Genomic DNA, 24,733 nt, shown 5'->3' on the forward strand with positions numbered 1-24,733 from the left:
CTGCCATGAACATCCATGACCCTGAACTGGACCGCAAACCGGGCCGGGCCGAGGCTTTGGCCGCTTTGGCGACCCTGCGTCTTTGGGCGGATCGCGCCAGTGAAGCCGACATCGTGGCGCTGGACCCTTCTGTGGGCGCGCTGATCGGCGACGGCTATCCGGTGATGAGCCGCGACTATCCGCAGGCCTTCCGCGTCGATGACGCCTACAAGGACGGCCTGCCGGACCTGCAGAACGGCCCCGCCAGCCTGATCGTCGGGGCCAAGCAGGTCATCCAGCACGTCGGCATCTCCAACTTCCGCCTGCCGATCCGCTACCGGACCCGCGATGCCGGCGATGTCATGCTGGAAACCTCGGTCACCGGCACCGTCAGCCTTGAGGCGGAAAAGAAGGGCATCAACATGAGCCGCATCATGCGGTCGTTCTATGCCCATGCCGAACGCGATTTCTCGTTCCAGGTGATCGAGCACGCTTTGGAAGACTACAAACGCGATCTGGGCTCGTTCGATGCGCGCATCCAGATGCGGTTTTCCTTCCCGGTCAAGGTGGAAAGCCTGCGCTCGGGCCTGTCGGGCTGGCAATATTATGACATCGCGCTGGAACTGGTCGACACAGCCGGGGTGCGCAAGCGGATCGTGCATCTGGACTTCGTCTATTCCTCGACCTGCCCCTGCTCGTTGGAACTGTCCGAACATGCCCGCCGTACCCGGGGCCAACTGGCCACGCCGCATTCGCAACGCTCGGTCGCGCGGATTTCGGTCGAGGTGGTGGGCTCGGACATCCTGTGGTTCGAAGACCTGATCGAGATCGCCCGCTCGGGCGTGCCGACCGAGACGCAGGTCATGGTCAAGCGCGAGGATGAACAGGCCTTCGCCGAACTGAATGCCGCAAACCCGATCTTCGTGGAAGATGCGGCCCGCAGCTTCTGCCTTGTCCTGCAAAACGACGCGCGCATCCGCGACTTCCGCATCGTGGCCAGCCATCAGGAAAGCCTGCACAGCCATGACGCGGTCTCGGTTCTGACCGAGGGTCCGACCTTTGCCGCCGAAAGCCTGGATCCGCGTCTGTTCGCCTCGCTGTACCACGTCGGCTGATCGGGGTCTGATCGGGCGGCTGGCCGCGGTTTGCGCGACCAAGGCTGGGAGGGCTGCCTGCCCTCCCAGACCCTCCCGGGGATATTTTCAGAAGGCGAAGGGAAAGGGCGCGGGTTAACAATAGGTTGACAGAATTTCGCAACCTATTGTTTTTGTTGTTTTATGTGCTGATTGCACGCGTGCAATCGCAGCGTCAGATCGCGGCGGCGGCCTGAACGGCCAGAACGATTTCATTGACGACATCGGCCAGCAGGCCCGAGTCCTCACATTCCGCCATGACGCGGATCAGCGGTTCGGTGCCGGATTTGCGGATCAGGATGCGGCCCTTGCCGGCTATTCTTTCCGCGTTGCTGGCGATGATTGTCTGAACCGAGGCCATCTCCAGCGGCTTGGCACCGGCGGTGAAACGCACGTTCTTGAGAAGCTGCGGCACGGTCTCGAACTGCTTGACCAGTTCAGAGGCGACGCGCCCGGTGCGGGCCATCTCGGCCAGAAATTGCAGGCCCGCGATCAGTCCGTCGCCTGTGGTGGCATAGTCGGTCATCACGATATGGCCCGACTGCTCGCCGCCCAGGTTCCAGCCACCGCGCCGCATCGCTTCCACCACGTAGCGGTCGCCCACGGCGGTCCGCTCCAGCCGCAAGCCGCGTCCGGTCAGAAAACGTTCCAGCCCAAGGTTGGACATCACGGTGGCGACAAGTGTGCCGCCTTTCAGCTTGCCCTCGTCGGCCCAGCGGGCGGCCAGAAGCGCCATGATCTGGTCGCCATCCGCCACGTGGCCCGTCTCGTCCAGGATCATCACCCGGTCGGCGTCGCCATCCAGCGAGATGCCGACATGGGCGCCATGCGCCACGACGGCCTCTGCCGCGGTCTGGGTATGCGTGGAGCCGACGCGGTCATTGATGTTGGTGCCGTTTGGGCTGACCCCCACAGGGATCACCTCGGCGCCCAGTTCCCACAGCACTTCGGGCGCAGCTTTGTAGGCTGCGCCATTGGCGCAGTCGATCACAACCTTCAAGCCATCCAGCGTCAAACCCGCCGGGAAGGTGGTCTTGACGAATTCCTGATAGCGGCCCCGGCCATCCTCGATCCGGCGGGCGCGGCCAATCTTTTCGGGCTCGGCCGGAAGGATGTCCCCGGCTACGATGCTTTCAATTTCCGCTTCCGCCTCGTCGGACAGCTTGAAGCCATCGGGGCCGAAGAACTTGATGCCGTTGTCCTGGTGCGGGTTGTGCGAGGCGCTGATCATCACCCCCAGATCCGCCCGCATCGACCGCGTCAGGAACCCCACGGCCGGGGTCGGCACCGGGCCGAGCAGCAAGACGTTCATGCCGGTCGAGGTCAGGCCCGCCGTCAGGGCATTTTCCAGCATGTAGCCTGACAGCCGCGTGTCCTTGCCGATCACCACCCGATGGGCCGAACTGCCATCACGGCGGAAATAACGACCTGCCGCCGCGCCAAGCCGCAAAGCCATTTCGGCGGTCATCGGATAGGTGTTGGCCCGGCCACGCACGCCATCGGTGCCAAACAACTTGCGGCTCATCGCGCTTCTCCTGTGCTGCTGGCCTGCCAAAGGGACAGGGCCTGCCGGGTTTCCGCCACATCATGGACACGGATCATCTGCACTCCCTGCGCCACGCCCCACAGCGCCACCGCCAGCGAGCCGGGCATCCGCCGCGCGGCCTCTGCCTCGGCGCCGATGGTGCCGATGAACCGCTTGCGCGAGGCGCCCAGCAGGACAGGAAGCCCAAGGTTGTGAAACAGGCTGAGGCGCTGCAAAAGGGCGAGGTTGTGGCTCAGTGTCTTGCCAAAGCCGATGCCGGGGTCGACGGCGATATTGTCGCGCCGGATGCCGGCCGCTTCGGCCTCGGCAACGCGGGTGGCAAGGGCGTCATAGACGTCCAGCAGCACGTCGTCATAACGCGGGTCGTCCTGCATGGTCGCGGGGGTGGCGATCGAGTGCATCAGGATCACCGGCACGCCCTTTTCGGCGACCAGCGCGGCCATGTCCGAATCAAACTGCAGGGCCGTCACGTCGTTGACCCAAGAGGCCCCTGCCTCCAATGCGGCACCTGCCACGGCGGCCTTGCGGGTGTCGATGGAAATGGCCAGGTCCAGCCCACCGTCGCGCAGCGCGCGGATCACCGGGGCGGTCCGGGTGATTTCCTCGTCCACGGCAACGTCCGCCGCGCCGGGACGGGTGCTTTCGCCGCCGATATCGATGATCTCGGCCCCGGCCGCCATCAGGCGGGCCTGCATCACCGCCGCGTCAGGCTTCAAGAACAGGCCGCCGTCGGAAAAGCTGTCGGGCGTGATGTTCAAGATCCCCATGATCCGCGGCGTATTCAGGCGCAGGCTTCCGAAATCGGGGCGCGGATCGGACAGGCGCTGCTGGTCTGCAATGGGCAGGTTGTGGGCGGCAATCACCCGGGGGGCCTGGGTGCGGCTAAGCACCTCGACCCGGTCGAACCACAGCGACCCACCGGCCAAAGGCAAGGAGTCCGCAGGGCGGGCAGGGTCGGACTGGACGATGGGGCGCAGATATTTCATGCGGTCTGACTAGGCGGGAAGGGACGGGGGGGCAAGTGTGCCGCTCAGGCCTGCTCGACCTTCACGCGGCTTCCTGCCGGAAGTGCAACAGTTCCGTGAACAATCAAACGCTCCGCCGCCATGACCTCGGCCAGCCAAAGGGCCAGCACCATCGGATCACGCGATTGCGGGCCATCCGTTGCATCCAGAACCATCTTGGACGGCGCCCAGACCATCATCTGGCCGCGCTTGACCGCCCAATCGATTTCCGTCCGGGTTTCCATCACGACGCAGCGCGGGTCGCGGGCGGCCAGGACCCAGGCGTTCTGCTCGATCGCCAGCAGGTCCACCCGGCGCTGCGTTGGCTTGTGGCCAGTCTCGGGACGGGGCAAGTCGGGAAGGCCGACGGTCAGGATCACTGGCAATCCGCGCGCCACCAAGACATCCAGCCGCGCCGCGAGGTCGGGTGCAGCGATGGCAGAGTTGTCGAGGAAAACCACCAGCGGATGCACCGCAGATTCCTTGCCATCCTGCCCCACCACCTTCAGCGCCGCCTCTGCGCGGGAGCGGACAATCTCGACGCCCAGTTTATAAGGGCCGATATCCAGCTTTTCGATGCGGACAAAGACGCGCATGGATTGCGGCTCGGCCAAGATGCGTTCGGCCACCCGCTCGGCAAGGGTCTCCAGCAGGTTCAGGCGTTCGGCGGCCAGTTCCTCGGCAATCGCCTCGGTGATGCGGTCATAGGACAGGATGCGGTCTACATCGTCGTTCAACGGCTGCGGCGCGGGGCGCACCTCGACCACGACGTTGAACATGATGCGCTGGCGGTGGCCGCGTTCCTTCTGGAAAGCGCCGATATCCACCTCGACCACATGATCGCGCAGGGAAATCCTGTCACGCGGGTCCGCACTGGCAGAGGCAAGGCTGCGCTCTTCGGGATGGGCGAAGGCAAGGCGGATGTCTGAGGTCATGGTGCCCTCCCCCAAGGTCGTGACGGCAATTCTGCAGGATCACCCTAGCGCCGGACCCTGCGGCTGCCATGCCCGAAGCCGACCGCTTGTGCAAGGGAGGCGACCCTAGGAGGCCATTCGGTAAAACAGATGTCCGCCAATCGCCGCCGTCTCGACGACGTGGCCCCAGCCGGGGCGTGACCAGCGGGCGTGGAAATAGGTGGCCCCCAACGTCAGGCTGCGCGGTGCGCCGTCCAGCATGGCGCGGGCGATGCGGCCGGCGCGGTCGATGGCGACCGGGTCATGCATGTCGTCCGAGATGTTGTCGCAGGTGTAAGAGAAGGCGCAGGTCCCGCCGCCTGCGGCATGGATCACGCCGCACACGGTCTTGGGAAAGCCCGGCGCATCGACCCGGTTCAGGATCACTTCGGCCACGGCGAACTGCCCGTCGATGTCTTCGCCCCGGGCTTCAAAGTACACCGCGCGGCGCAGGCAATCCCATTCGCCATCGCCCGTCGGTGCGGGCAGGGTGGCCAGCCAGTCATCGGTGTAGGCGATCAGCACCGGCTTGCCGGATGTGCCGCCGACCGGGGCCTCGGGCCCCTTGGCCAGCAGCGCCAACTGCGCCTCGGGCAGGGCGTTCACGGTGTCATGTTCGGCTTCCAGCAGCGAGGCGAACTGGGCCCCCATGGCCTTGGTCGGCGTATTGGACTGGCTCACCGTCACATCGGCGAAGGCCGCGCCCGTCAGGACAATCATGGCCATCGTGGCCATCGTCCGGCAGAGGTGCAAGCGCATTGTCTACTGTTCCCGGTTGTTTCTCCAAGCCGTCTGCTGTGCCTTTTCGGGGCATCAGCAGACGACGGTCAAACGGGCTAATTGGGAAAACCGGGTCGGTCCACCCGCGTGGCGGAAATATCACGCATTTTGCGTCAATTTGCGCGGAAATCCGCCGAAAATCTTAAGATATTACATGAGGAGCTTTCGGCAATCCCATGATATTGTGGTGGTATTTCATTCCGCCACAGGATCGGCCAAAGCCAGATGCGCCGCCGCCAACCGGGCCAAAGGCACCCGGTAGGGGCTGCAGGACACGTAATCGAACCCGGCCTTGCGGCAAAAGTCGATTGATTCGGGGTTGCCGCCATGCTCGCCGCAGATCGACAAAGTCAAGTCCGGGCGCGTTGCGCGACCGCGTTCCGCGCCAATGTGAAGCAACTCTCCGACCCCATCCACATCCAGCGAATGGAACGGGTCTTCGGGAAAAACCCCCTGCTGGACATAGGTCGACATGAACCGTCCAGCATCGTCGCGGCTGAGGCCATAGGTCATCTGGGTCAGGTCATTGGTGCCGAAGGACAGGAAGGCCGCGTGCTGGGCGATCTCGCCCGCGCGTAGGGCGGCGCGTGGAGTTTCCACCATGACGCCCAGCTTGTAGTCGAAATTCACACCGGATTTGGCACGGACTGCGGCGGCCACGGCGTCTATGTGGGACTTGACCAGTTCCACCTCGCGGCGGGCTGACACCAGCGGGATCATGATCTCGGGCACCACCGTGGCGCCTTGCTTGCCGATCTCGACCGTCGCTTCGAAGATCGCGCGGGCCTGCATGTCGTAGATCTCGGGCAGGACCACGCCCAGGCGGACGCCGCGCATGCCCAACATCGGGTTGGCTTCCGACAGGGCCTCGGCCCGGCGTGTCACTTCGGACAGCGGGCGGTCCAGCGCCTCGGCCAGTTCACGCAGGCCTTCGCGGCTTTGCGGCAGGAATTCGTGCAAGGGCGGGTCGAACAGGCGGATGCAGACGGGAAGGCCCTGCATGATCGAGAACAGTTGCACGAAGTCGGCGCGCTGCATCGGCAGCAGGCGGGCCAATGCTGCGGCGCGATCCTGCGGGGTGTTGGCGAAGATCATCTCGCGCATCACCACAAGCCGGTCTTCGTCAAAGAACATGTGTTCGGTCCGGCAAAGGCCAATCCCCTGCGCCTCGAACCGCCGCGCGGTCGCGGCATCGGCGGGCGTGTCGGCATTGGCGCGCACCCCGATGTCGCGCACTGCATCGGCCCACGACAAGAGCTTGCGGAACGCATCGTCAAGGGCGGCGGCCAGCATCACGGCAGAGCCGGCCAGCACTTCTCCGGTCGTGCCATCGACGGTGATCTGGTCGCCCTCGACAAAGACGCGGCCGTCTGGGGCGGTGATCTTCTTGTCCTTGCTGTCGACGCGCAGGCCTGAGGCCCCCACCACGCACGGCACGCCCAGACCGCGGGCGATCACCGCCGCGTGGCTGGTGGTGCCGCCGCGTTCGGTCAACACGCCGGCCGACGAGTGCATGCCGCGAATATCTTCGGGCTGGGTTTCGCGCCGGCACAGGATGCAGGCCTCGCCCCGCGAACGCGACGCCTGCGCCGCAGCCGAGGAAAACACGATCCGCCCGGTGGCCGCCCCCGGAGAGGCCGCGATGCCCTTGGCCACCACGTCGCGCGGGGCGCGCGGGTCAACCTGCGGGTGCAGAAGTTCGGTCAGGCTGCGCGGTTCGACCCGCAAAATGGCATCGTTGCGCGAGATGATGCCATCATCGGCCAAAGCCACGGCGATCCGCAAGCCAGCCCGGGCCGAACGCGGCACGCGGATCGCGTCGATCACCGACAACCTGCCGTCTTCAATGGTGAATTCGATCTGCATCTCTTCGCGCAACCGCGCCCGGCTCGCGGCGCCATAGGCAATCAGATTGGCGAAGAGCTTCGGCGACAGATCCTCCAGCGAGGGGCCGCGCTTGTCGCGGGTCAGGTACAGCGCATCGGTTTCCTTCAGGGCGGCGCGGCCTTGCGCCTGACCCAGATAGCGCCCGGTGACCTGGGGCTGACCGGTGACCGGATCGACGAACTGGATGACGCCCGCGCCCGACAGGCCTTGCCCGATGCCTTGCGCCATTTGCTGGACGACCAGACCAAGGGCTGCATCCTCGGGCGCGCCCTTGGCCTGCCGCAGCAGGCGGGCCGAGGTGCCCTCCCAGGCACGGGCCATTGAGCGCAGGACTTCGGTCAGCTGACGGGCAGGGTCTTCGGGGAAAGGCTCGTCCATCTCCCGCTCGTAGGTTCGCAAGGCCTCGCGCAGGGCCTCGGAGTTGTTCAGACCGGCCGAGAACAGATCCGGGTCAAGCCGGGCGACATGGGTGGCATAGGCCTGAACGAAGCGCAGATATATGGCGTCGGCGGCACTTTGGCCGTGGGTTTCGCGCAAGGCCTTGTGCCGTGCTGCGTTCATGCCGACGTTGAGGATCGTGCCGGGGCCGCCCCAGTTGGGATTGGCTGGCGAGGGTCGAACGCTGACCAGCGGGTTCGGCCCGAAATGGGCGAGGATGGCGGCGGTATCGACGGGCGTGCCCTGCGCAATGGCACGTACGGTGGCGGCGGGCAGGGCCACGGTCTTGGGCACCGGCAGGTCCAGCCGGATCAGCCGCTGCAGGCATTTCGCCCGCCAGCCATGCGCCTCGGCCTTCATCTGGGTCGTTGGCGTGATCTCGGCATAGTCGATGGGGAACGGGACGGTATTCTGCACTGCGGCACCATGTGTTTGCGGCTGCAGGATATACCTTGCGAGGTTTGGCGCAAGCACCGAGGGCAGGTTATTCGGTCGACCCTGGGGCCTTGGGGACCGATCTCCCCGCGTCGGAAACGGCGGGGGTTTCACACCCCCGCGCCCCCGTGGGATATTTGGACCTGAATGAAGGGGTCAGCCTTCGATCTTGGACAGGTCGGCCACGCCCGAACAGATGGCCCGGATGCGGTGAAGAAGGTTCAGGCGGTTGCGCCGCACGATGGCGTTGTCGGTGTTGATCTGGACCGCGGTGAAGAAGGCGTCGATCGGCGCACGCAGGGCAGACATGGCCCACATCGCCTCGTTGAAGTCTTCGCGGGCGACGGCGGGGGCGATGGTGGCCTCGGCCATGTCGAGTTTGAGGAAAAGGTCGCGTTCTTCTGGCGTTTCGGCGAACTTGATGTCAGCGCCGTAGGAATATTCGACGCCATCTTTTTGTTCGGCTTGGGCGAGGATGGTGGTGGCGCGCTTGAAGCCTTGCAGCAGGTTCGGGCCGTCTTCGGTTTTCAGGAACGCAGCCAATGCCTCGGCCCGTTTGACGAGGAGGGTGAGGTCGTCATTGCCGGGCATGGCAAGGCAGGCGTCGATCAGGTCGTGGCGGATGCCCTGGTCTTTGAGGAAGACTTTGAGGCGGTCGTGGAAGAAGGAGAGGAGGCTATCGTCGCCCGCCTTGCCGCCTTCGGCAACCTCTTCGCCGGACTTGATCGACTCCGGAAATGCCGCATCCGCACTGATCCGAATGGCGCGCAGGTCAATCCGCAGTTTGTTGTTCAGAACCAAGCGGATAACCCCAAGGGCCGCTCTCCGCAGGGCGAAGGGGTCTTTGCTGCCCGTAGGCTTTTCATCAATCGCCCAGAAGCCGGTCAGGGTGTCGATCTTGTCGGCCAGCGCAACCGCGACGGAAACCGGGTCGCTTGGCACGGTATCGGTCGGGCCGAGGGGGGAGTAGTGGTCGCGGGCGGCGTTGGCCACGGCCTCGGGGAGGCCGGCGGCTTTGGCGTAGTACATGCCCATCAGGCCCTGGAGTTCGGGGAACTCGCCGACCATGGCAGAGCGCAGGTCGGCTTTGGCGATCAGGGCGGCTTGTTTGGCAAGGACGGGGTCGGCGTCGACGAGGTGGGCGATTTGCTGGGCGAGGGTGGCGATGCGGTCGATGCGGGCGTGTTGGGACCCAAGTTTGTTGTGGAAGGTCACGGATTTGAGGCCTTCCAGCCATTCGGTCATGCCTTCACGCGCCACGCGGAGGTCTTTTTCCCAGAAGAAGCGGGCGTCCGACAGGCGGGCGGACAGGACCTTTTGGTTGCCCTTCAGGATGGTCGCGCCGTGGTCGGCGGTTTCGGTGTTGGCGACGGTGATGAAGCCCTCGATCCGGCCGGTCTTGGGGTTGCGCACGGAAAAGAACTTCTGATGTTCCTTCATCGAGGTTTGCAGGACCTCGGGCGGCAGGTGCAGGAATTCTTCGCCGATGCGGCCCATCAGGGGGACGGGCCATTCGACGAGGCCGGCGATTTCGGTCAGCAGGACCTTGTCTTCCACCACCTGCCAGCCTGCCGCGAAGGCGAGGTTTGCGGCACCTTGCCAGATGGCGGCCTCCCGTTCCGCGGAATCCAGCACGACATGGGCGCGTTTGAGCTTGACCACATAGTCGTCAAACGAGGTGACCGGGAAGCGGCCCGGCGAGAGGAAGCGGTGGCCTTCGGTCGTGTTGGTGGAGGCGATGCCGTCGACCGACAGCGGCACGATCTGCGCGCCAGCCTCGTCCACCAGAATGCACAGGATCGAATGCAGCGGGCGGACCCAGCGCAGATTGCCCGAGCCCCACCGCATGGATTTGGGCCAGGGGAAGGTGCGGATGGTGGCTTCCAGCACCTCGGCGATGATCTCGGGTGCCTTGCGGCCGGGCTTTTCAAGGACGGCGAAGAGGGTGACGCCACCTTTCTTGTCCTCGCGCCGTTCCAGCTGTTCCAGCGTCAGGCCGGTGGATCGCAGGAAGCCTTCCAAGGCGGCCGGGGGCGCGTCGGCGCGGGGGCCCTTGCGGTCTTCGCGCACGGGGCGGCTTTCGGGCGACAGGCCGTCGATCGACAGTGCAAGGCGGCGGGGCGTCGAGAACACGCCAGCCGAAGCATAGGTCAGGCCAGCTTCGACCAGACCGTCAGTCACCAGCTTTTTGAAATCCTCGCGGGCCTTGGCCTGCATGCGGGCCGGGATTTCCTCGGAGAAGAGTTCGATCAGAAGGTCAGGCATCTATTGCTCCACGCCGGGGGCGAGTTGGTTCCAGGCAAAGGCCCGGCCATCGGGGAAAACCGCAACGACACGGTCTACTTCGACCTTGTCGACATTGGGGACGACATTGGCTTGCGCCAGAAAGGCCACCGCCTCGCCAGAGGCCAGCGCGTCGGTGATCTTGCCCGCATCGAAGCAGGAAAACCACGAGGGGCCGTTCAGCGGGGTCGGGCCGGAATAGACCGTGTAAGTCTCGGTCAGGGTGGCAAGGCTGAGTTGCGTGGTGAAGCAGGCCCGAAAGCGCAGCGGCGAGGAGGAGGCGTCGATGCCTTGCAGGTCTTTGACCGGGATCGCTTCAGGTGTGGCAGAGGCGACCGGGGTCAGCAGGATTTCCTGGCCCGGCGTGAAATCGGCCTTGGTGTAAAAGGCATATTCCTGCAGCCAATAGCCCCCGATGCCCGCGAGGGCCGCGATCAGCACGATAGACCCTGCGACAAGCTTGCCATTCACGCTGAAACCCCAGTCTCAGCGATGGCTGCGTCCTTGCCGGCTTCCGTCAGGCGGAAAGCGTCGGCACATTTCTTGGCGAGCGCGCGGACACGGCCGATATAGGCTTGGCGTTCGGTGACCGAGATGACGCCGCGCGCATCGAGCAGGTTGAACAGGTGGCTGGCCTTGATGGTCTGGTCATAGGCCGGATGGGCCATGATGATGCGCTTGCCGGATTTCGGGTCCTCGGGCGGGAAGTCCAGCAGGCGCTGGCATTCGGCCTCGGCATCCTCGAAATGGCGCAGCAGTTGGGCGGTGTCGGCGCCATCGAAGTTGTGGCGCGAATACTCTTCTTCGGTCTGGCGGAAAATGTCGCCATAGGTCAGCGGGATGGGCGCGGCCGGATCGTTGAAGGGCATGGTCATGACATGGTCGATGCCCAGCACATACATGGCCAGTCGTTCCAGCCCATAGGTCAACTCGCCCGAGACCGGGCGGCAGTCATGGCCGCCGACCTGCTGGAAATAGGTGAATTGTGAGACTTCCATGCCGTCGCACCAGATCTCCCAGCCAAGGCCCCAGGCGCCCAGCGTCGGGCTTTCCCAGTCATCCTCGACAAAGCGGATGTCGTGCAGGGCGGGGTCAAGGCCGATGGCGCGCAAAGAGCCAAGATACAGCTCTTGCAGGTTGGCGGGCGAGGGTTTGATGATGACCTGATACTGGTAATAGTGCTGCAGCCGGTTGGGGTTTTCCCCATAGCGGCCATCGGTCGGGCGGCGCGAGGGTTGTACATAGGCGGCGGCCCAAGGCTTGGTGCCCAGGCTGCGCAGCGTGGTCGCCGGGTGGAAGGTGCCGGCACCGACCTCCATGTCATAGGGCTGCAGGACGGCGCAGCCTTGGGCGGCCCAATAGGACTGCAGGCGCAGGATGATTTCCTGAAAGCTGCGGGGCGGGTTGGGGGCGGTGACGGTCATCTGAGCCTCTTCGCGACAGGCCCTCTCCATAGGCAAGGGCGGGCACAGGGTCAATGTGGCCAGCCAAAGCTTGCGCGGTTTTCCCGCGCAATTGGCTGGCAATTTGGGGGTGCATCTGCGGGACGGCGTGTTAGTGTCGGGCCAGGATGACGCCAGAGCAGGGGCCGCAGAGCCTCTTTCCGGTGCAGAGCGGGTAAAAAGGGTCGTTCACGATGCGGATTTCGATAAGGATTTGGGGGGTTCTGCTGGGGCTGCTGACCCTGTGGTTTGTGGAGCCTGCGGTGGCCCAAGACAAGGTCTGGGTGCAGATCGAAGCACAGCCAGACCTGAACACGGCCACCGACCGGGCCCGCGCCTATGCCGCGATGTTTCCGCAGGTCGAGGGCTATCACCTGGCATCGGGCTGGTATGGCATTGCACTGGGTCCCTTCACCTCGGATCAGGCGGTGCAGCAACTGGCCAGTCTGACGGCGCAGAACGTGATCCCGGCGGACAGCTACATCTCGGACGGGTCGACCTTTGGCGATCAATTCTGGCCGGTGGGTGCCCAAGGTGCCACCACACCGGCGCCCGCCGCCAGCACGGCAGCCACAACTGCGCCCGCGACCGCAGCGCCGGCCACCACGGCACCCGCGACGACCGCTGTCGCCGCACCGCCAGATGAAACCGTCAAGCAGGCCAAAGCCAGCGAAGCGGCATTGGATAGCGCCAGCCGGCAGGATTTGCAGGCAGCACTGCATTGGTTTGGCTTTTATGACGGCAAGGTCGACGGCAACATCGGCGGCGCCACCCGCACCTCGATGGCCAAATGGCAGACGGCGCAGGGGCTTGAAGCAACCGGCGTTCTGACCACCAGTCAGCGCAAGACCCTTGTCGATGGGTACAAGTCCGAGGAATCGGTCTTTGGCCTGCAAACCGTGACCGAACCGGAGGCGGCGATTGAAATCTCGCTGCCGATGGCGATGCTGCAGTTCGACCGCTACACCCCGCCCTTCGTGCGCTATGGCGGCAAGGACGGGTCCGGTGTCACGGCGATGCTGATCTCGGAACCGGGCACCACGGCCAGTCTGGCCGGGCTTTATGATGTGATGCAGTCGCTGGAAATTGTTCCTTCCGACGGCGAACGTGCCTTGGGCGATACTTCCTTCACCATCAAGGGCCGCAACGACAAGATCGAGACGCTGGTCTACGCGCAGATCGTCGGCAGCAATGTGAAGGGCTATCTTCTGTCTTGGGATGCGGCCAAGTCCGACCAGATGCAGCGCATCCTGCCGCTGATCCAGGCCTCGTTCCGGTCCAGCGGCGATCAGGCCATGGACCCGGGTCTGGTGCCCTTGGCCGATGCGGTCAAGCGGGGCTTGCTGGAAGGGCTTGCGGTCAAGAAGCCGAAACTCTCGCGCTCGGGCTTCTTCATCGACGCCAAGGGCGCGGTGCTGACGACCTCGGCAGCCGTGGATCAATGCGGCTCGATCACGCTGGAGCGCAATCTGCCCGCCAAGGTGACGTTTGAGGACAAGGCACGCGGCATCGCCGTGCTGACGCCGGATGTGGCGCTGTCGCCCAAGGTGGTGGCCGAATTCGCCGCCACCGCGCCCGAGGTTGGGGCAGGGCTGGCGGTGTCGGGCTACAGCTACGAAGACCGCCTGCCTGCGCCAGTCTTGACGCGCGGCACGCTGGCAGAGGGGCAGGGGCTGAACGGCGAGACGGGGCTGGCGCGTCTGGCCCTGCAAGCCCTGCCCGGTGATGCGGGTGGCCCGGTGCTGGATGCCAGCGGGGCGGTGGTCGGTATGCTGCTGCCGGCCGATGGCTCTGCGGCCAAGCAACTGCCACCCGGTGTGGCCTTTGCCGCCACCGCCGCCGACCTGACCGAGGCGCTGACCAATGCCCAAGGCCCCGCCCTGACGCTGAACGCCAAGGCTGCGGCTGACAAGGCCACGCCGGATGCCTTGAATGCCGCAGCGCGCGGGATGACGGTGGTGGTGTCGTGCTGGCCGTAAGCCTGACCTGACCGCCCGGCCCGGTCACAGTTGAAGGGCGCCCGGTTGGGGCGCCCTTTTTCATGCGATATCATCGCCTTGTGGTTTTCGCTTCCGCCCGGTGATCATCGCCCGCACCAGATTTTCGTGGTGCCGCAAGCTGGCCAGAGCCACGCCGCCCAGATGCACTAAGATCAGCACCAAAAGACCATGCGCGATCAGGGAATGCAGATTGGTCACCCAATCCTCGCCATAATAGGCATCGGTGAACTGCATCCAGCCGGTCACCCCCAGCCCCAGAACACCCGCCATCAGCGCCAGAACCATCGCCCCACCAGCGGGATTGTGACCAATATAGCGGGCCTCACGGCCTTTCAGGATCGCCACAAGGTAGCGGACGATCGTCCCCGGCCCGGTCACGAAGCTGGACAGACGTGCGTAGCGGGTGCCGATGATGCCCCAGATCAGCCGCAGCAGGATCAATCCGCCCGCCGCATAGCCGACCCAGGTGTGCAGATCCTCGGATCGATTGGCACTGAACCAGGCCACGGCAAAGCCCAGAACAAGGCTCCAGTGGAACAGCCGCACCAAAGGGTCCCAGACGCGCACCATCATGGGGGGGAGATGCGCGTCCGGGACAGCCGAAACCCGCGGCTCAGCCCTCGCCGGCTTCGGCATTGGCGACCGGCTCCAGCGTTTCGGCATTGAAGCCGAGGGTGGCCTTCTTGCCTTTGGCATCCGTGGTATAGGCTTCATAGCAGCCATTCTCGGTCTTGATCTTCACGACGGTCAGGCCTTGCGTCTTCAGCAGTGCGGTCAGGTCCGACTGGGGCTTGAAGCTCGAAGCGGGGTTTTTCGAGCAGGTCGCGGTTGCGGCGGTGGTGCCGGCAAAGGCCGGGGCGGCAAGCATCACAACAAGGGCTGCGGCGGAAAGCTTGGCAATCATGGGAAACTCCGGGTTCGGTTGGTTGGGCTTCAGGTCTTGCGGTCACCGGCGGCGTCGTCACCGGCCTGCCACCTGTCTGACCTTCGAACCTGACACCTGCCTGAATGACCTGCGGTTTTGTGACACGAAGCCGTGAATGGAAAAGGCCGGAGGTTTCCCTCCGGCCCGTCGTTCTCGTAGGGTGGGGTTGAACCCCACCCTACCGGTGTCCGTCCGGCGATCAGTTCCGCGCGCGGTCGACCATCTTGCCCTTGGAAATCCAGGGCATCATGGCGCGCAGCTTTTCACCGACCTTTTCGATCTGATGCTCGTCATTGCGGCGACGGGTGGCCTTGAAGAACGGCTGGCCGACCTGATTTTCTTGCATGAAGTCGGACACGAACTTGCCCGACTGGATGTCTTCCAGAACGGCTTTCATCCGGGCCTTGGTTTCGGCATAGGGGAGAATCCGCGGACCCGAGACATATTCACCATATTCGGCGGTGTTCGAGATCGAGTAGTTCATGTTGGCAATGCCGCCTTCGTAGATCAAGTCCACGATCAGCTTCACTTCGTGCAGGCATTCGAAATAGGCCATTTCCGGCTCGTAACCGGCTTCGACCAGGGTTTCGAAGCCCATGCGGATCAGTTCGACCAGACCACCGCACAGAACGGCTTGCTCGCCGAAGAGGTCTGTTTCGCATTCCTGACGGAAGTTGGTCTCAATGATGCCCGAACGGCCGCCACCGATGCCGGAGCAATAGGACAGACCCAGCTCCATCGCCTTGCCCGACGCGTCCTGATGGACGGCCACGAGGCAGGGCACGCCGCCGCCTTTGACATATTCGCCGCGCACGGTGTGGCCGGGGCCCTTGGGGGCCATCATGATGACGTCAACGCCGGGCTTCGGCTCGATCAGGCCGAAGTGGATGTTCAGACCGTGGGCGAAGGCAATCGCGGCGCCGTCACGGATGTTGTCGTGGACGTATTTCTTGTAGGTGTCGGCCTGCAGTTCGTCTGGCATGGTGAACATGATCAGGTCGGCCCAGGCGGCGGCGGCGGCGATGTCCATGACCTTCAGGCCCTCGGCTTCGGCTTTCTTGGCCGAGGCGGAACCCGGACGCAGCGCGATCACCAGGTTCTTGGCACCCGAATCGCGCAGGTTCAGCGCGTGGGCGTGGCCTTGGCTGCCGTAGCCCAGAATGGCGACCTTGGTTTCCTTGATCAGGTTTACGTCACAGTCACGATCATAATAGACGCGCATCGCATCCTCCTTTTTCGCAGTTATCTGCCGCGTGGGTTCTGATCGCGGGCTTTGGCGGGGGTTCTAACGGTTTTGGGCGGCGATGCAACCGCTGCCGAGGGATTTGGGGCGGTTCTGTCAAGGATTGCGAGTGGTTTTTCAACCCGGGCCGGCTTTGGGCCAGGCCGATTGCCTCCAAGATCTGGGCAGGATTCTGGTTTTGGGGCGCGGATGAATGCGCTAGGCTGCCCCAAACGAGGGAGAGTTTGCATGAGATTGCCGCACGACCATATCGACCCGCAGGGCCTGCAGGAATTCTCGGTGGTGTTCACCGACCGTTCGCTGAACCACATGTCGCAGCGATTTCAGGGGGTTATGCGCGACGTCTCTGGCCTGTTGAAAGAGGTCTACAAGGGCACCGCCACCGCACTGATCCCCGGAGGTGGCACCTACGCCATGGAAGCCGTGGCGCGGCAATTCGGCAAGGGCAAGGTTCTGATCGTGCGGAACGGCTGGTTCAGCTACCGCTGGACGCAGATTTTCGAGGCGGGCGGGTTTGCCGGTGAAACCCATGTGATCCTCGCCAAGCGGTCGGGCAATGCCGCCCCGGCCCCTTTTGCGCCACCGCCGATCGAAGAGGTGGTGGCCAAGATCCGCGAGGTGAAACCCGAGGCGGTTTTCGCGCCGCATGTCGAGACATCCTCGGGAATTATCCTGCCGGATCAGTATATTACCGAACTTGCCGCCGCTGCACATGAGGTGGGGGCGCTGTTCGTGCTGGACTGTATCGCCAGCGGTTGCGTCTGGGTCGATATGGCGGCGACTGGGGTTGATGTGCTGATTTCGGCGCCGCAGAAAGGCTGGTCGGCCTCGCCCGCCGCCGGGATCGTGGTGCTGGGGCCCCGGGCCGAGGCGCGTCTGGCCGAGACCAACTCTAACTCCTTCGCGCTGGATCTGAAGAAATGGCGTGCGATCATGGCCACTTACGAGGCGGGCGGCCATGCCTACCATGCCACGATGCCCACTGAGGCCATCGTCGGGCTGCGCGATGCGATGCTGGAAACCAAGGCGCTTGGCTTTGCCGAGGCCAAGGCCGCGCAATGGGCTCTGGGGGGGGCGGTCAGGGCCTTGCTGGCGGGGCGGGGCATCACGTCGGTGGCCGCCGAGGGCTATCAGGCGCCCGGCGTCGTGGTCAGCTATACCGAGGACCCCGAGATCCAGAACGGCGCCAAGTTCCGCGTTGCGGGTTACCAGATCGCCGCCGGGGTGCCGCTGCAGGTGGGTGAGGGCGCGGATTTCCGCACCTTCCGGCTGGGCCTGTTCGGGCTGGACAAACTCAAGGATGTAGACGCCACCGTGGCCCGTCTGACCGCTGGGCTGGATGCCGCCCTAAGCGCCTGAGATCGCTGCCTTAACCAGAAAGACCCCCGAGGATCCGGGGGTCTTTTTTCTGTCTTGCCCGCGTCTTCCTTCTGTCTCTACGCGCCCGGCCTTCGCGAAGGGTTAACCATGATCTGCGAATCAGCGGTCGCGGTGCCCGCGCTGCGGGACCGGGCGCAGTTGGGCAAGGCGGGGCGGCAAGCGGCCCAATTGCGCCTTGCCAAATCCTGCCGCCGGAGGCCTCTGCCGGCAGGCCAAGCGCTGTCAGCGCAGTCCCAGACCCGCCTTCATCAGCGTGCGGCGCACCGGGGCGATGGCGTGCAGGGCGGTCAGCCCGACCGCGCGCAGGTCGCGCAGGAAGGGTGTTTCGGCCATCGAGGCGCGGTTGAGCGCGTCTATGCCATAGACACGGGCGGTGATCTCGGCGTGGCGGCGGCGGTGGTAGGCTTGCAGCATCTGGTCGCTGCCCAAGGGCATCGTCTGGGCGAGGGCAAGCAGGCATTTCAGGTCGGCGAGGCTCATGTTCAGGCCCTGCGCGCCGATGGGCGGCACGACATGCGCCGCCTCGGCCATCAGGGCCAGACGCTGGCTGGACATCCGGTGGGCCAGTTGCGCGATCATCGGCCAAAGAAGCCGCTTTGACACCAGCGTCAGCGGCCCGAGGATCTGGCAAGAGCGGGCGTTGATCGCGGCCTCGAACTCTGGCTCCGGCAGGGCGGACAGGCGGAGCGCCTCGGCTCCGCGCTCCATCCAGACGACGGCAGAGCAGGGCTTGCCGTCCAGATCGGGCAGGGGGACGAGGGTGAAGGGGCCGCCGGTGCGGTGAATCTCGGTCGAGATGTTCTGGTGCGGCAGCGCATGGGTGACGGCAAAGGTCAGCGCCTTCTGGCCGTAGCGGAAGGTTTTGACACCAATCCCGGCAGCGGCGCGCATGGTGGAGTTGCGGCCATCGGCGGCGATGACCAGCTTGGCTTCGACCTGACGGCCGTCTGACAGGGTGACGGTGGCGCTGTCCTGACGGGTCATCAGGGCGGTGGTCGACAGGCCCGGCAGGAAGGTGACGTTGGGCAATTCGGCCAGACGCGCCAGCATCTCGCGCCGCAAAAGCCAGTTGGGCAGGTTCCAGCCAAAGGGTTGGTCTGACAGCTCTGCGGCGTCGAAGTCCTTGATCTGGCGGGGTTCTTGCGCGGCGCCGCCGGCATCGACGATCCGCATGATCTGCAGGGCGGCGGCGTGGGGCAACAGGCGCTGCCATAGGCCCGCCGCCTCCAGCACCGGGAGGGAGGGGTTCAGGAAGGCCGTGGTGCGCAGATCGGCCCCTGCGGCGGCCGCCTCGGTCACCGGGGGGGTGGGCTCGACGCAGGTCACGGTGAACCCGGCCGCGCCGAATGCTGCTGCGGCGGTCAGGCCCGCCACACCGCCGCCGGAAATCAGGATGTCAGATGTGCTGCGCATGATCGCCTCCGTTGCCGGAAATGTAGGACGATGGGCTGGCAAAGCGAAGGGTTAAAGCGTCGCAGGCTTAGGGCAGCGAGAAACCGATCAGGACAACGAACATCACCGGGACCAGCGCGACGGCGGTCAGGGTCAGGGCGACCGGGCCGTAGACGACCACGGCGGCGATCAGGGCGACCACCAGCAGCACCACCAGCAGGGCCAGGGGCGCAAAGCGATGGGTGACAAGGCGGACGAGCGGGGTGACGAGGGGGAACTGGCTGTAGGTGGCGGTCTGGGACATGAGGTGGCTCCTTCTGGCGCCGTCATAGCAGGATTTCGCCGCGATGCAGCATGACGGTCTGTCGCAGGCGGCTGCGGTCAGATCACTTTTGCAAGAAAGCCCGCCAGATCGTCGGTATGGTGGTGAATGTGCAGGGATTTGTGCGGCTTTGGCGCGACATGCACGGTGCGCATCCCCATGGCATGCGGGGCGGCAAGGTTGCGCGGATCATCCTCGAACATCGCAGCCTGTGCGGGGTTCAGACCATCGGCGGCGAAGATCGCCTCGAACGCGGCACGTTCGGGTTTGGGCAGGAAGCCGGCGTTTTCAATGCCGTAGATCGCATCGAACAGGCCGGACAGCCCGCGCGCCTGCAGCACCTTTTGGGCATAGGGCACGCAGGCGTTGGTGTAGATGATTCGGCGGCCGGGCAGGGCGCGGATCGCTTCGGCCAAGGCGGGGTCCTGCGGCAGGAGGGTGAAGTCGATGTCATGCACCTCCTCCAGATAGGGGGCGGGGTCGGCGCCATGTTCGCGCATCAGACCGGCCAGCGTGGTGCCGTAGGTGTCCCAGTAATGCTGGCGCAGGCGGTTCGCCTCGGTCCGGCCGACGCCCAATTCGCGCATGACCCAAGCGGTCATCTTCACCTCGATCTGGTCGAAGAGGCGGAATTGCGGGGGATAGAGCGTGTTGTCGAGGTCGAAGACCCAGGTCGTGACGTGGTGGAACTGTGCGCGCATGGGGCAAGGGTAGCGGGGCGGGCGAGGGTTGTCGATGGGGGGCGGCGGGGGTAGGGTCGGCCAAGGGATGAGGGGTGAAGATGGCCAAGGATGCCTATACGCTGATTTTGGAAGCGATCGAGGGGGGGCTTTACAAGCCCGGCGACCGATTGGTGGAATCCGAACTGGCCGAGCGCTTCGGCGTCAGCCGCACCCCGGTGCGCGAAGCGCTGCAGCGGCTGGAGACGCAGGCCATGCTGACGCGCGACGGGCGCAGTCTGATCGTGGCCAGCCTGGATCACAACCAGTTGGCAGAGTTGTACGCGGTGCGCACCGAGTTGGAGGGGCTGGCGGCGCGGTTGGCCGCGCGGCATGCGACGGACGAAGAATGCCGGGTGCTGCGCTCGATGGTCGAAGAGGACAAGACCCTGCTGGGCGGCGATCCGCGGGCTTTGTCGCGCGCCAACAAGCGGTTTCACAAGCAGATCCATCTGGCCAGCCACAACCGGTTTTTGGTGCAGCAATTGGATCTGGTGCATCGGTCGATGGCCCTGATGACCAACACGTCGTTTGCCGCCGAGGGCCGGGACGGGCCGGCCTTGGCCGAGCATGACAAGATCGTGGCGGCGATCGAGGCCCGGGATGGCGACGCGGCCTATCAGGCGCTGAAGGCCCATATTTCAAAGGCTTACGAGACGCGGCTTCGGGTCGATGCCGGGGAGTTGCGGGTTAGGTAGAGCGGCCGGGATTGGTCTGCCAAACATCTGGATCTTCCGCGCCACGCTTGGTCAGGGCGGGTCGCGCCCGCCTCGGGCCGCGCCAGTCTGCGCTGAAAACCCTCCAACGGGGGGCAGGCGCTTGTCTGCCCGTCGGATTAAGGGAGCCCGGGAGGTGCGCGGGATGCGGTTGGGCTGCGGGGGATTGGGCAGGTCAGTGGAAGGCGCCGTGGGTGGTTTTGTCCCAGTAGAAGGGGTTGTGCAGCATCTCCCATGCGGCCTTGTAGGCGGCGAAGGCCTGCAGCGGGAAATAAAGGGTCAGCGTCGGAACCCAGAGCACTGACATCTTGTGGCCGGCGCGTTTGAGGCCAAGGCAGCCTATGGCGATGTTCAGCAGTTCGCACCCCATGAAGAAGCCGGTCAGGATCGTCATCAGGCCCGGGCTGATCATCCCGGCAAGCGGGTGGCCAAGCCCCAGAAAGAAGAACCACAGCGACCAGAGGAGCGGCGCGAGCAGGGCTTGCGAAAGCGAGCCGAGGAACAGGATCTGGAAGCCGGCAAAGGCTTTCGGGCCAAGTTCGCGGTAAAGGGCTGCGGGGCTGCGCATGTGGGTGAGGTAGGTCATCATGTAGCCCTTGATCCAGCGCGAGCGTTGCTTGACCCACGGCAGGCCGTGGCAGTTGGCTTCCTCCAGCGTGGTGGTGGGCAGAATTTCGGTCCGGTAGCCGTGGCGGGCCAGACGCATGCCAAGGTCGGCGTCCTCGGTCACGTTATAGGCGTCCCAGCCGCCAAGCGCCTCCAGGACCTCGCGCCGGAAGAACAGGGTGGTGCCGCCCAAGGGCAGGGGCAGGCCAAGGCGTTCAAGGCCGGGCAGGACGACGCGGAACCACGAGGCGTATTCGATGGTAAAGCAGCGGGCGAGCCAGTTCTTGGTCGGGTTGTAGAAGTCCAGGGCGCCTTGCAGGCAGGCCACCTCTGGCCCGCGTTGCGCGAAGCGGGCGACGACCTTGCGGATCTGATCGGGGTCGGGCGCGTCTTCGGCATCGTAGACGCCGACGATGGAGCCCTTGCACTGGGTCAGGCCGAAGTTCAGCGCCCGCGGCTTGGTTTTCACCCGGCCCGCCGGGGTTACGACGATGCGCATCCAGCCGGGCAGATCGGCGCGGGCCAGAGCCTTGCGGGTCAGGTGGTCCTCTTCCTCGACGACAAGGACGATGTCCAGCAGATCACGCGGGTAATCCAGCTTGCCCAGACGCCGGACCAGCCGGGCGGCAATGTCGCTTTCGCGGTAAAGCGCCACCATGACCGAAACCACCGGCAGGCGGGCAAGCTGCGCGGGGTTGGCCGCCTCTGGCGGTTTGGCGCGCAGGGAGGCCACGAAGGCTGCCGCCTTCATCGCCGTGGCAAGGCCAAGCGAAATGACCGCCCAAAGCGTCAGGAGGGCAAGGATGGGGCGGATGGCCAGCAGGGCCACGCAGGCGGCGGCGATCAGGGCGTGCAGCGTGGTGCGGCTGGCCTTGCGATAGCTGCGGCAACTTTGGTCCAGCGCCACCATGGTTTCCGCCGCCCGCGCCAGAACCGGGCCGCGTGCGCCAAGAAGGGCGGCCTCGATCTGCGCAGTGGGGGCGAGGGCGGGCAGAATGCTGCCGAAGGTCAGTTCCAGACGATCGCGGTGGCGGGCAAAAGCCTCGGGGTCGGCGGCGGCGATCAGGGTGGCGCCGCCCACCCTGCGCAGGGGCAAGAGCCGGTACGACAGGCAGAAGGCGGGATCAAGACGGTCGATCAGCCGGGGGTCGGGGGGCAAGGAAAGGTCGGCCGGGCCGATGCCGGTCAAGCGGTGCAGGGCGGCGTAGAGCCTGTCTTCGGCCACCAGACCATGGTCGAGCATCAGGTCGATCAGCCGGCCGTCCGGTCGTTCGGACAGCCGGGCCAAGGCTTGCAGCAGCACATGCGGGGCAAGGACCCCGTCGCGCAGCAGGTGGATGGCCAGCCGCTGATCCGCCTCGGGCAGCGGCGGGGCGGCGATGGGGTAGGATTGCGGATGGTAGGGATGCAGGACGCGCTGGCCGGGCACATAGGGTGCGCCGACAGGCTGCAGCTTGATCTTGCGCGCGACGGCGGACATCCGATCCCCTTTGATCCTGAGGGGCTCAGGATCGGCGGGGAAAGGTTAAGGCCGGATTAACGCAGCGGCGCCAATACGGCTCAAATTGCGGACTTTGCCACAACGGGTGTGGATAAGTCCGCCGTGATCCCGGATCGCTGCGCCGGGTCAGGCGGCGCGGCGGGCGCGGATGGCGGCGGCGAACCGCTCGAACAGGTAGAAGCTGTCCTGCGGGCCGGGCGAGGCTTCGGGGTGGTACTGGACCGAGAAGATCGGCTTGCCATCAACGGCGATGCCGCAGTTGGAGCCGTCAAACAGGCTGACATGCGTTTCGGACACGCCCTTGGGCAGGGTCTGGCTGTCCACCGTGAAGCCGTGGTTCATCGAGGTGATTTCGACCTTGCCGGTGGTCAGGTCCTTGACCGGATGGTTGGCGCCGTGGTGGCCGTGGTTCATCTTCACCGTGGTGGCCCCGAGGGCGAGGGCCAGCATCTGGTGGCCGAGGCAGATGCCGAACAGCGGAAGATCAGCCTTCAGCACGCCCTGGATCATCGGCACGGCATAGACGCCGGTGGCGGCCGGATCGCCGGGGCCGTTCGACAGAAAGACGCCTTCGGGGTTCAGCGCCAGCACATCCTCGGCAGTGGCTGTGGCGGGCAGGACGGTGACTTCGCAGCCGGAGGAGGCGAGGCAGCGCAGGATGTTGCGCTTGGCGCCATAGTCGATCGCCACGACGCGCAGACCGGGGCCTTCGCGCTTGGTGTAACCCTCGGGCCAGGCCCAGGTTTTCTCATCCCAGCGGTAGGATTGCGTGCATGACACGTCTTTCGCCAGATCAAGCCCGACAAGGCCCTTCCACGCCCGCGCCTTGGCCACCAGCGCGCCGATGTCGAAGTTGCCCGACGGATCATGCGCCAAAGCCACATGCGGCGCGCCCTGCTGGCGGATGGCGCGGGTCAGGCGGCGGGTGTCAAGGCCGCCGATGCCGATGCGGCCTTTGGCGGCCATCCACTGCTGCAACTCGCCGGTGGAGCGCCAGTTGGAAGGTTCGGTCGGGTCCCATTTCACCACCATGCCGGCGGCAACGGGAAGGGCGGTTTCATCATCCTCGGCGGTGGTGCCGGTGTTGCCGATGTGGGGAAAGGTGAAGGTCACGACCTGACCGGCGTAAGAGGGGTCGGTCATGATTTCCTGATAGCCGGTCATCGCGGTGTTGAAGACCAGTTCGGCCACGGTCTCGCCCACGGCGCCAAAGCCGCGGCCGAAGAACAGCGTGCCATCGGCCAAGGCGAGGCAGGCGGTGGGTTTTTCGGACGGATTGGACATGGGGCGACTCCCTTGAGGCCTGGGTGGCGGCAAACGGGCGGAACCTAAGGGTTGGGGGGGGCCGGGTCAAGGGACGCAGTGTTTGGTAAAAACGCGAGAATTCAAGGGGTTGAAAATTGGCGCCTTGGTTGCGTGACGGGCGTGGTGCGGATATGGTCGGAGGACGGGAAAAAAGGGGACGGAAATGACGCTGCGCGACAACCTGATGACGGAAATCAAGGAGGCCATGAAGGCCAAGGCGGCGGACCGGCTCTCGGCGCTGCGGCTGATGCTGAACGGATTGAAGGAGCGCGAGATTGCGCTGCGGGGCGAAGGCAAGGACAGCACGGATGCCGATGAACTGGCGGTTCTGGCCAAGATGGTCAAGCAGCGCCAGGAATCGGTGAAGGTCTATCTGGAAGGCGCGCGGCCGGATCTGGCCGACAAGGAAGCGGCCGAGATCCGGGTGATTGAAGAATTCCTGCCCAAACAGCTGACCGCCGCCGAAGTGGAAGCGGCGATCGGGGCGGCGGTGGCCGAGGTCGGGGCCAGCTCGGTCAAGGACATGGGCAAGGTGATGGCGGTCCTGAAGGGCAAGTATACCGGCAGCATGGATTTCGGCGCGGTCGGCGCGCTGATCAAGGCACGGCTGGGCTGAGGCCAACGGCGGCGCGCGATCAATCGCGCGCCGCGGCGCCGGTCCGGACGGCGGTCGCCTTGGGCTGCGGCGGGGGGCCGTCTGCCCCCCGTGCCCCCCGAGAGTATTTCCAAAGGAGCAATTGAGGG

Annotated in this window: 21 protein-coding genes; 5 read left to right on the forward strand and 16 right to left on the reverse strand. The window is 65.2% G+C overall.

Translation table 11 applies throughout. The features are described from left to right. Nucleotides 1-5 precede the first annotated feature (5 nt). Nucleotides 6-1,094 (forward strand): GTP cyclohydrolase FolE2, encoded by a 1,089-nt coding sequence (gene folE2, locus AC1Y2B_RS03135; protein WP_482251597.1) that lies wholly within the window; start codon nucleotides 6-8, stop codon nucleotides 1,092-1,094. A gap of 193 nt (nucleotides 1,095-1,287) precedes the next feature. Here folE2 and glmM read toward each other — a convergent pair whose 3' ends face one another. The 8 genes from glmM to AC1Y2B_RS03175 form a co-directional block, all read right to left on the reverse strand. Continuing rightward, nucleotides 1,288-2,637: a phosphoglucosamine mutase gene (gene glmM / locus AC1Y2B_RS03140; protein ID WP_482251598.1), complete on the reverse strand. Its 1,350-nt coding sequence runs from the start codon at nucleotides 2,635-2,637 to the stop codon at nucleotides 1,288-1,290. Next, the gene (gene folP / locus AC1Y2B_RS03145) at nucleotides 2,634-3,644 is read right to left on the reverse strand and encodes a dihydropteroate synthase (RefSeq protein WP_482251599.1); all 1,011 of its coding nucleotides are present in this window, start codon (nucleotides 3,642-3,644) and stop codon (nucleotides 2,634-2,636) included. The genes glmM and folP overlap by 4 nt, the downstream gene beginning before the upstream one ends. 44 nt (nucleotides 3,645-3,688) lie before the next feature. After that, a complete protein-coding gene (locus AC1Y2B_RS03150) occupies nucleotides 3,689-4,597 on the reverse strand; it encodes a dihydroneopterin aldolase (protein ID WP_482251600.1) in 909 nt (302 codons plus the stop codon). Between the two features lie 105 nt (nucleotides 4,598-4,702). Beyond that, complete coding sequence (locus tag AC1Y2B_RS03155; protein ID WP_482251601.1) at nucleotides 4,703-5,374, reverse strand: cell wall hydrolase; 672 nt, start codon at nucleotides 5,372-5,374, stop codon at nucleotides 4,703-4,705. Between the two features lie 216 nt (nucleotides 5,375-5,590). Continuing rightward, on the reverse strand, nucleotides 5,591-8,080 hold the full coding sequence (locus AC1Y2B_RS03160) for a putative PEP-binding protein (RefSeq protein ID WP_482251650.1): 2,490 nt from the start codon (nucleotides 8,078-8,080) through the stop codon (nucleotides 5,591-5,593). Nucleotides 8,081-8,311: 231 nt separating this feature from the next. Further along, on the reverse strand, nucleotides 8,312-10,420 hold the full coding sequence (gene glyS / locus AC1Y2B_RS03165; RefSeq protein ID WP_482251602.1) for a glycine--tRNA ligase subunit beta: 2,109 nt from the start codon (nucleotides 10,418-10,420) through the stop codon (nucleotides 8,312-8,314). Next, nucleotides 10,421-10,909 carry a DUF6446 family protein gene (locus tag AC1Y2B_RS03170; RefSeq protein WP_482251603.1) on the reverse strand — a complete coding sequence of 163 codons (489 nt, stop codon included), beginning with the start codon at nucleotides 10,907-10,909 and terminating at the stop codon, nucleotides 10,421-10,423. Continuing rightward, complete coding sequence (locus tag AC1Y2B_RS03175) at nucleotides 10,906-11,862, reverse strand: glycine--tRNA ligase subunit alpha (RefSeq protein ID WP_482251604.1); 957 nt, start codon at nucleotides 11,860-11,862, stop codon at nucleotides 10,906-10,908. The genes AC1Y2B_RS03170 and AC1Y2B_RS03175 overlap by 4 nt, the downstream gene beginning before the upstream one ends. A 212-nt stretch (nucleotides 11,863-12,074) precedes the next feature. Between AC1Y2B_RS03175 and AC1Y2B_RS03180 the strand changes: the two genes are divergently transcribed. Next, entirely contained in the window at nucleotides 12,075-13,859 is a 1,785-nt protein-coding gene (locus AC1Y2B_RS03180; protein ID WP_482251605.1) for a serine protease, read from the forward strand. A gap of 60 nt (nucleotides 13,860-13,919) precedes the next feature. Here AC1Y2B_RS03180 and AC1Y2B_RS03185 read toward each other — a convergent pair whose 3' ends face one another. The 3 genes from AC1Y2B_RS03185 to ilvC all read right to left on the reverse strand — a co-directional run bounded on the left by AC1Y2B_RS03185 (nucleotide 13,920) and on the right by ilvC (nucleotide 16,027). Then, complete coding sequence (locus AC1Y2B_RS03185) at nucleotides 13,920-14,453, reverse strand: cytochrome b/b6 domain-containing protein (RefSeq protein ID WP_482251606.1); 534 nt, start codon at nucleotides 14,451-14,453, stop codon at nucleotides 13,920-13,922. Between the two features lie 40 nt (nucleotides 14,454-14,493). Further along, nucleotides 14,494-14,784 (reverse strand): PepSY domain-containing protein, encoded by a 291-nt coding sequence (locus tag AC1Y2B_RS03190; protein ID WP_482251607.1) that lies wholly within the window; start codon nucleotides 14,782-14,784, stop codon nucleotides 14,494-14,496. Between the two features lie 220 nt (nucleotides 14,785-15,004). Beyond that, nucleotides 15,005-16,027 (reverse strand): ketol-acid reductoisomerase, encoded by a 1,023-nt coding sequence (gene ilvC / locus AC1Y2B_RS03195; protein ID WP_482251608.1) that lies wholly within the window; start codon nucleotides 16,025-16,027, stop codon nucleotides 15,005-15,007. 249 nt (nucleotides 16,028-16,276) lie between these two features. On the opposite strand from ilvC, the gene AC1Y2B_RS03200 reads away from it, so the two are divergent. Beyond that, nucleotides 16,277-17,407 carry an aminotransferase class V-fold PLP-dependent enzyme gene (locus tag AC1Y2B_RS03200; protein WP_482251609.1) on the forward strand — a complete coding sequence of 377 codons (1,131 nt, stop codon included), beginning with the start codon at nucleotides 16,277-16,279 and terminating at the stop codon, nucleotides 17,405-17,407. 243 nt (nucleotides 17,408-17,650) lie between these two features. Here AC1Y2B_RS03200 and AC1Y2B_RS03205 read toward each other — a convergent pair whose 3' ends face one another. The 3 genes from AC1Y2B_RS03205 to AC1Y2B_RS03215 all read right to left on the reverse strand — a co-directional run bounded on the left by AC1Y2B_RS03205 (nucleotide 17,651) and on the right by AC1Y2B_RS03215 (nucleotide 19,843). Then, a complete protein-coding gene (locus AC1Y2B_RS03205) occupies nucleotides 17,651-18,844 on the reverse strand; it encodes a UbiH/UbiF family hydroxylase (RefSeq protein WP_482251651.1) in 1,194 nt (397 codons plus the stop codon). A 64-nt stretch (nucleotides 18,845-18,908) separates the two neighbouring features. Further along, nucleotides 18,909-19,124, reverse strand: a complete 216-nt coding sequence (locus AC1Y2B_RS03210) for a hypothetical protein (RefSeq protein ID WP_482251610.1) — start codon at nucleotides 19,122-19,124, stop codon at nucleotides 18,909-18,911. Nucleotides 19,125-19,201: 77 nt separating this feature from the next. Beyond that, complete coding sequence (locus tag AC1Y2B_RS03215; protein ID WP_482251611.1) at nucleotides 19,202-19,843, reverse strand: pyrimidine 5'-nucleotidase; 642 nt, start codon at nucleotides 19,841-19,843, stop codon at nucleotides 19,202-19,204. A gap of 80 nt (nucleotides 19,844-19,923) precedes the next feature. Between AC1Y2B_RS03215 and AC1Y2B_RS03220 the strand changes: the two genes are divergently transcribed. Next, nucleotides 19,924-20,559: a GntR family transcriptional regulator gene (locus AC1Y2B_RS03220; protein WP_482251612.1), complete on the forward strand. Its 636-nt coding sequence runs from the start codon at nucleotides 19,924-19,926 to the stop codon at nucleotides 20,557-20,559. 193 nt (nucleotides 20,560-20,752) lie between these two features. Here AC1Y2B_RS03220 and AC1Y2B_RS03225 read toward each other — a convergent pair whose 3' ends face one another. Beyond that, nucleotides 20,753-22,663 carry a glycosyltransferase gene (locus AC1Y2B_RS03225; RefSeq protein ID WP_482251613.1) on the reverse strand — a complete coding sequence of 637 codons (1,911 nt, stop codon included), beginning with the start codon at nucleotides 22,661-22,663 and terminating at the stop codon, nucleotides 20,753-20,755. A 147-nt stretch (nucleotides 22,664-22,810) separates the two neighbouring features. Continuing rightward, nucleotides 22,811-23,968, reverse strand: coding sequence for a glutamine-hydrolyzing carbamoyl-phosphate synthase small subunit (gene carA, locus AC1Y2B_RS03230; protein WP_482251614.1), 1,158 nt, complete (start codon nucleotides 23,966-23,968; stop codon nucleotides 22,811-22,813). A gap of 184 nt (nucleotides 23,969-24,152) precedes the next feature. On the opposite strand from carA, the gene AC1Y2B_RS03235 reads away from it, so the two are divergent. Beyond that, nucleotides 24,153-24,605 carry a GatB/YqeY domain-containing protein gene (locus AC1Y2B_RS03235; RefSeq protein WP_482251615.1) on the forward strand — a complete coding sequence of 151 codons (453 nt, stop codon included), beginning with the start codon at nucleotides 24,153-24,155 and terminating at the stop codon, nucleotides 24,603-24,605. Nucleotides 24,606-24,733: the final 128 nt, after the last annotated feature.

It is taken from the genome of Stagnihabitans sp., from assembly GCF_964946895.1.

Coding starts and splice junctions, on each gene's coding strand:
- folE2 (WP_482251597.1), top strand. CDS start 6: ATGAACATCCATGACCCTGAACTGGACCGCAAACCGGGCCGGGCCGAG.
- glmM (WP_482251598.1), bottom strand. CDS start 2,637: ATGAGCCGCAAGTTGTTTGGCACCGATGGCGTGCGTGGCCGGGCCAAC.
- folP (WP_482251599.1), bottom strand. CDS start 3,644: ATGAAATATCTGCGCCCCATCGTCCAGTCCGACCCTGCCCGCCCTGCG.
- AC1Y2B_RS03150 (WP_482251600.1), bottom strand. CDS start 4,597: ATGACCTCAGACATCCGCCTTGCCTTCGCCCATCCCGAAGAGCGCAGC.
- AC1Y2B_RS03155 (WP_482251601.1), bottom strand. CDS start 5,374: ATGCGCTTGCACCTCTGCCGGACGATGGCCACGATGGCCATGATTGTC.
- AC1Y2B_RS03160 (WP_482251650.1), bottom strand. CDS start 8,080: ATGAAGGCCGAGGCGCATGGCTGGCGGGCGAAATGCCTGCAGCGGCTG.
- glyS (WP_482251602.1), bottom strand. CDS start 10,420: ATGCCTGACCTTCTGATCGAACTCTTCTCCGAGGAAATCCCGGCCCGC.
- AC1Y2B_RS03175 (WP_482251604.1), bottom strand. CDS start 11,862: ATGACCGTCACCGCCCCCAACCCGCCCCGCAGCTTTCAGGAAATCATC.
- AC1Y2B_RS03180 (WP_482251605.1), top strand. CDS start 12,075: ATGCGGATTTCGATAAGGATTTGGGGGGTTCTGCTGGGGCTGCTGACC.
- AC1Y2B_RS03185 (WP_482251606.1), bottom strand. CDS start 14,453: ATGATGGTGCGCGTCTGGGACCCTTTGGTGCGGCTGTTCCACTGGAGC.
- AC1Y2B_RS03190 (WP_482251607.1), bottom strand. CDS start 14,784: ATGATTGCCAAGCTTTCCGCCGCAGCCCTTGTTGTGATGCTTGCCGCC.
- ilvC (WP_482251608.1), bottom strand. CDS start 16,027: ATGCGCGTCTATTATGATCGTGACTGTGACGTAAACCTGATCAAGGAA.
- AC1Y2B_RS03200 (WP_482251609.1), top strand. CDS start 16,277: ATGAGATTGCCGCACGACCATATCGACCCGCAGGGCCTGCAGGAATTC.
- AC1Y2B_RS03210 (WP_482251610.1), bottom strand. CDS start 19,124: ATGTCCCAGACCGCCACCTACAGCCAGTTCCCCCTCGTCACCCCGCTC.
- AC1Y2B_RS03215 (WP_482251611.1), bottom strand. CDS start 19,843: ATGCGCGCACAGTTCCACCACGTCACGACCTGGGTCTTCGACCTCGAC.
- AC1Y2B_RS03220 (WP_482251612.1), top strand. CDS start 19,924: ATGGCCAAGGATGCCTATACGCTGATTTTGGAAGCGATCGAGGGGGGG.
- AC1Y2B_RS03225 (WP_482251613.1), bottom strand. CDS start 22,663: ATGTCCGCCGTCGCGCGCAAGATCAAGCTGCAGCCTGTCGGCGCACCC.
- carA (WP_482251614.1), bottom strand. CDS start 23,968: ATGTCCAATCCGTCCGAAAAACCCACCGCCTGCCTCGCCTTGGCCGAT.
- AC1Y2B_RS03235 (WP_482251615.1), top strand. CDS start 24,153: ATGACGCTGCGCGACAACCTGATGACGGAAATCAAGGAGGCCATGAAG.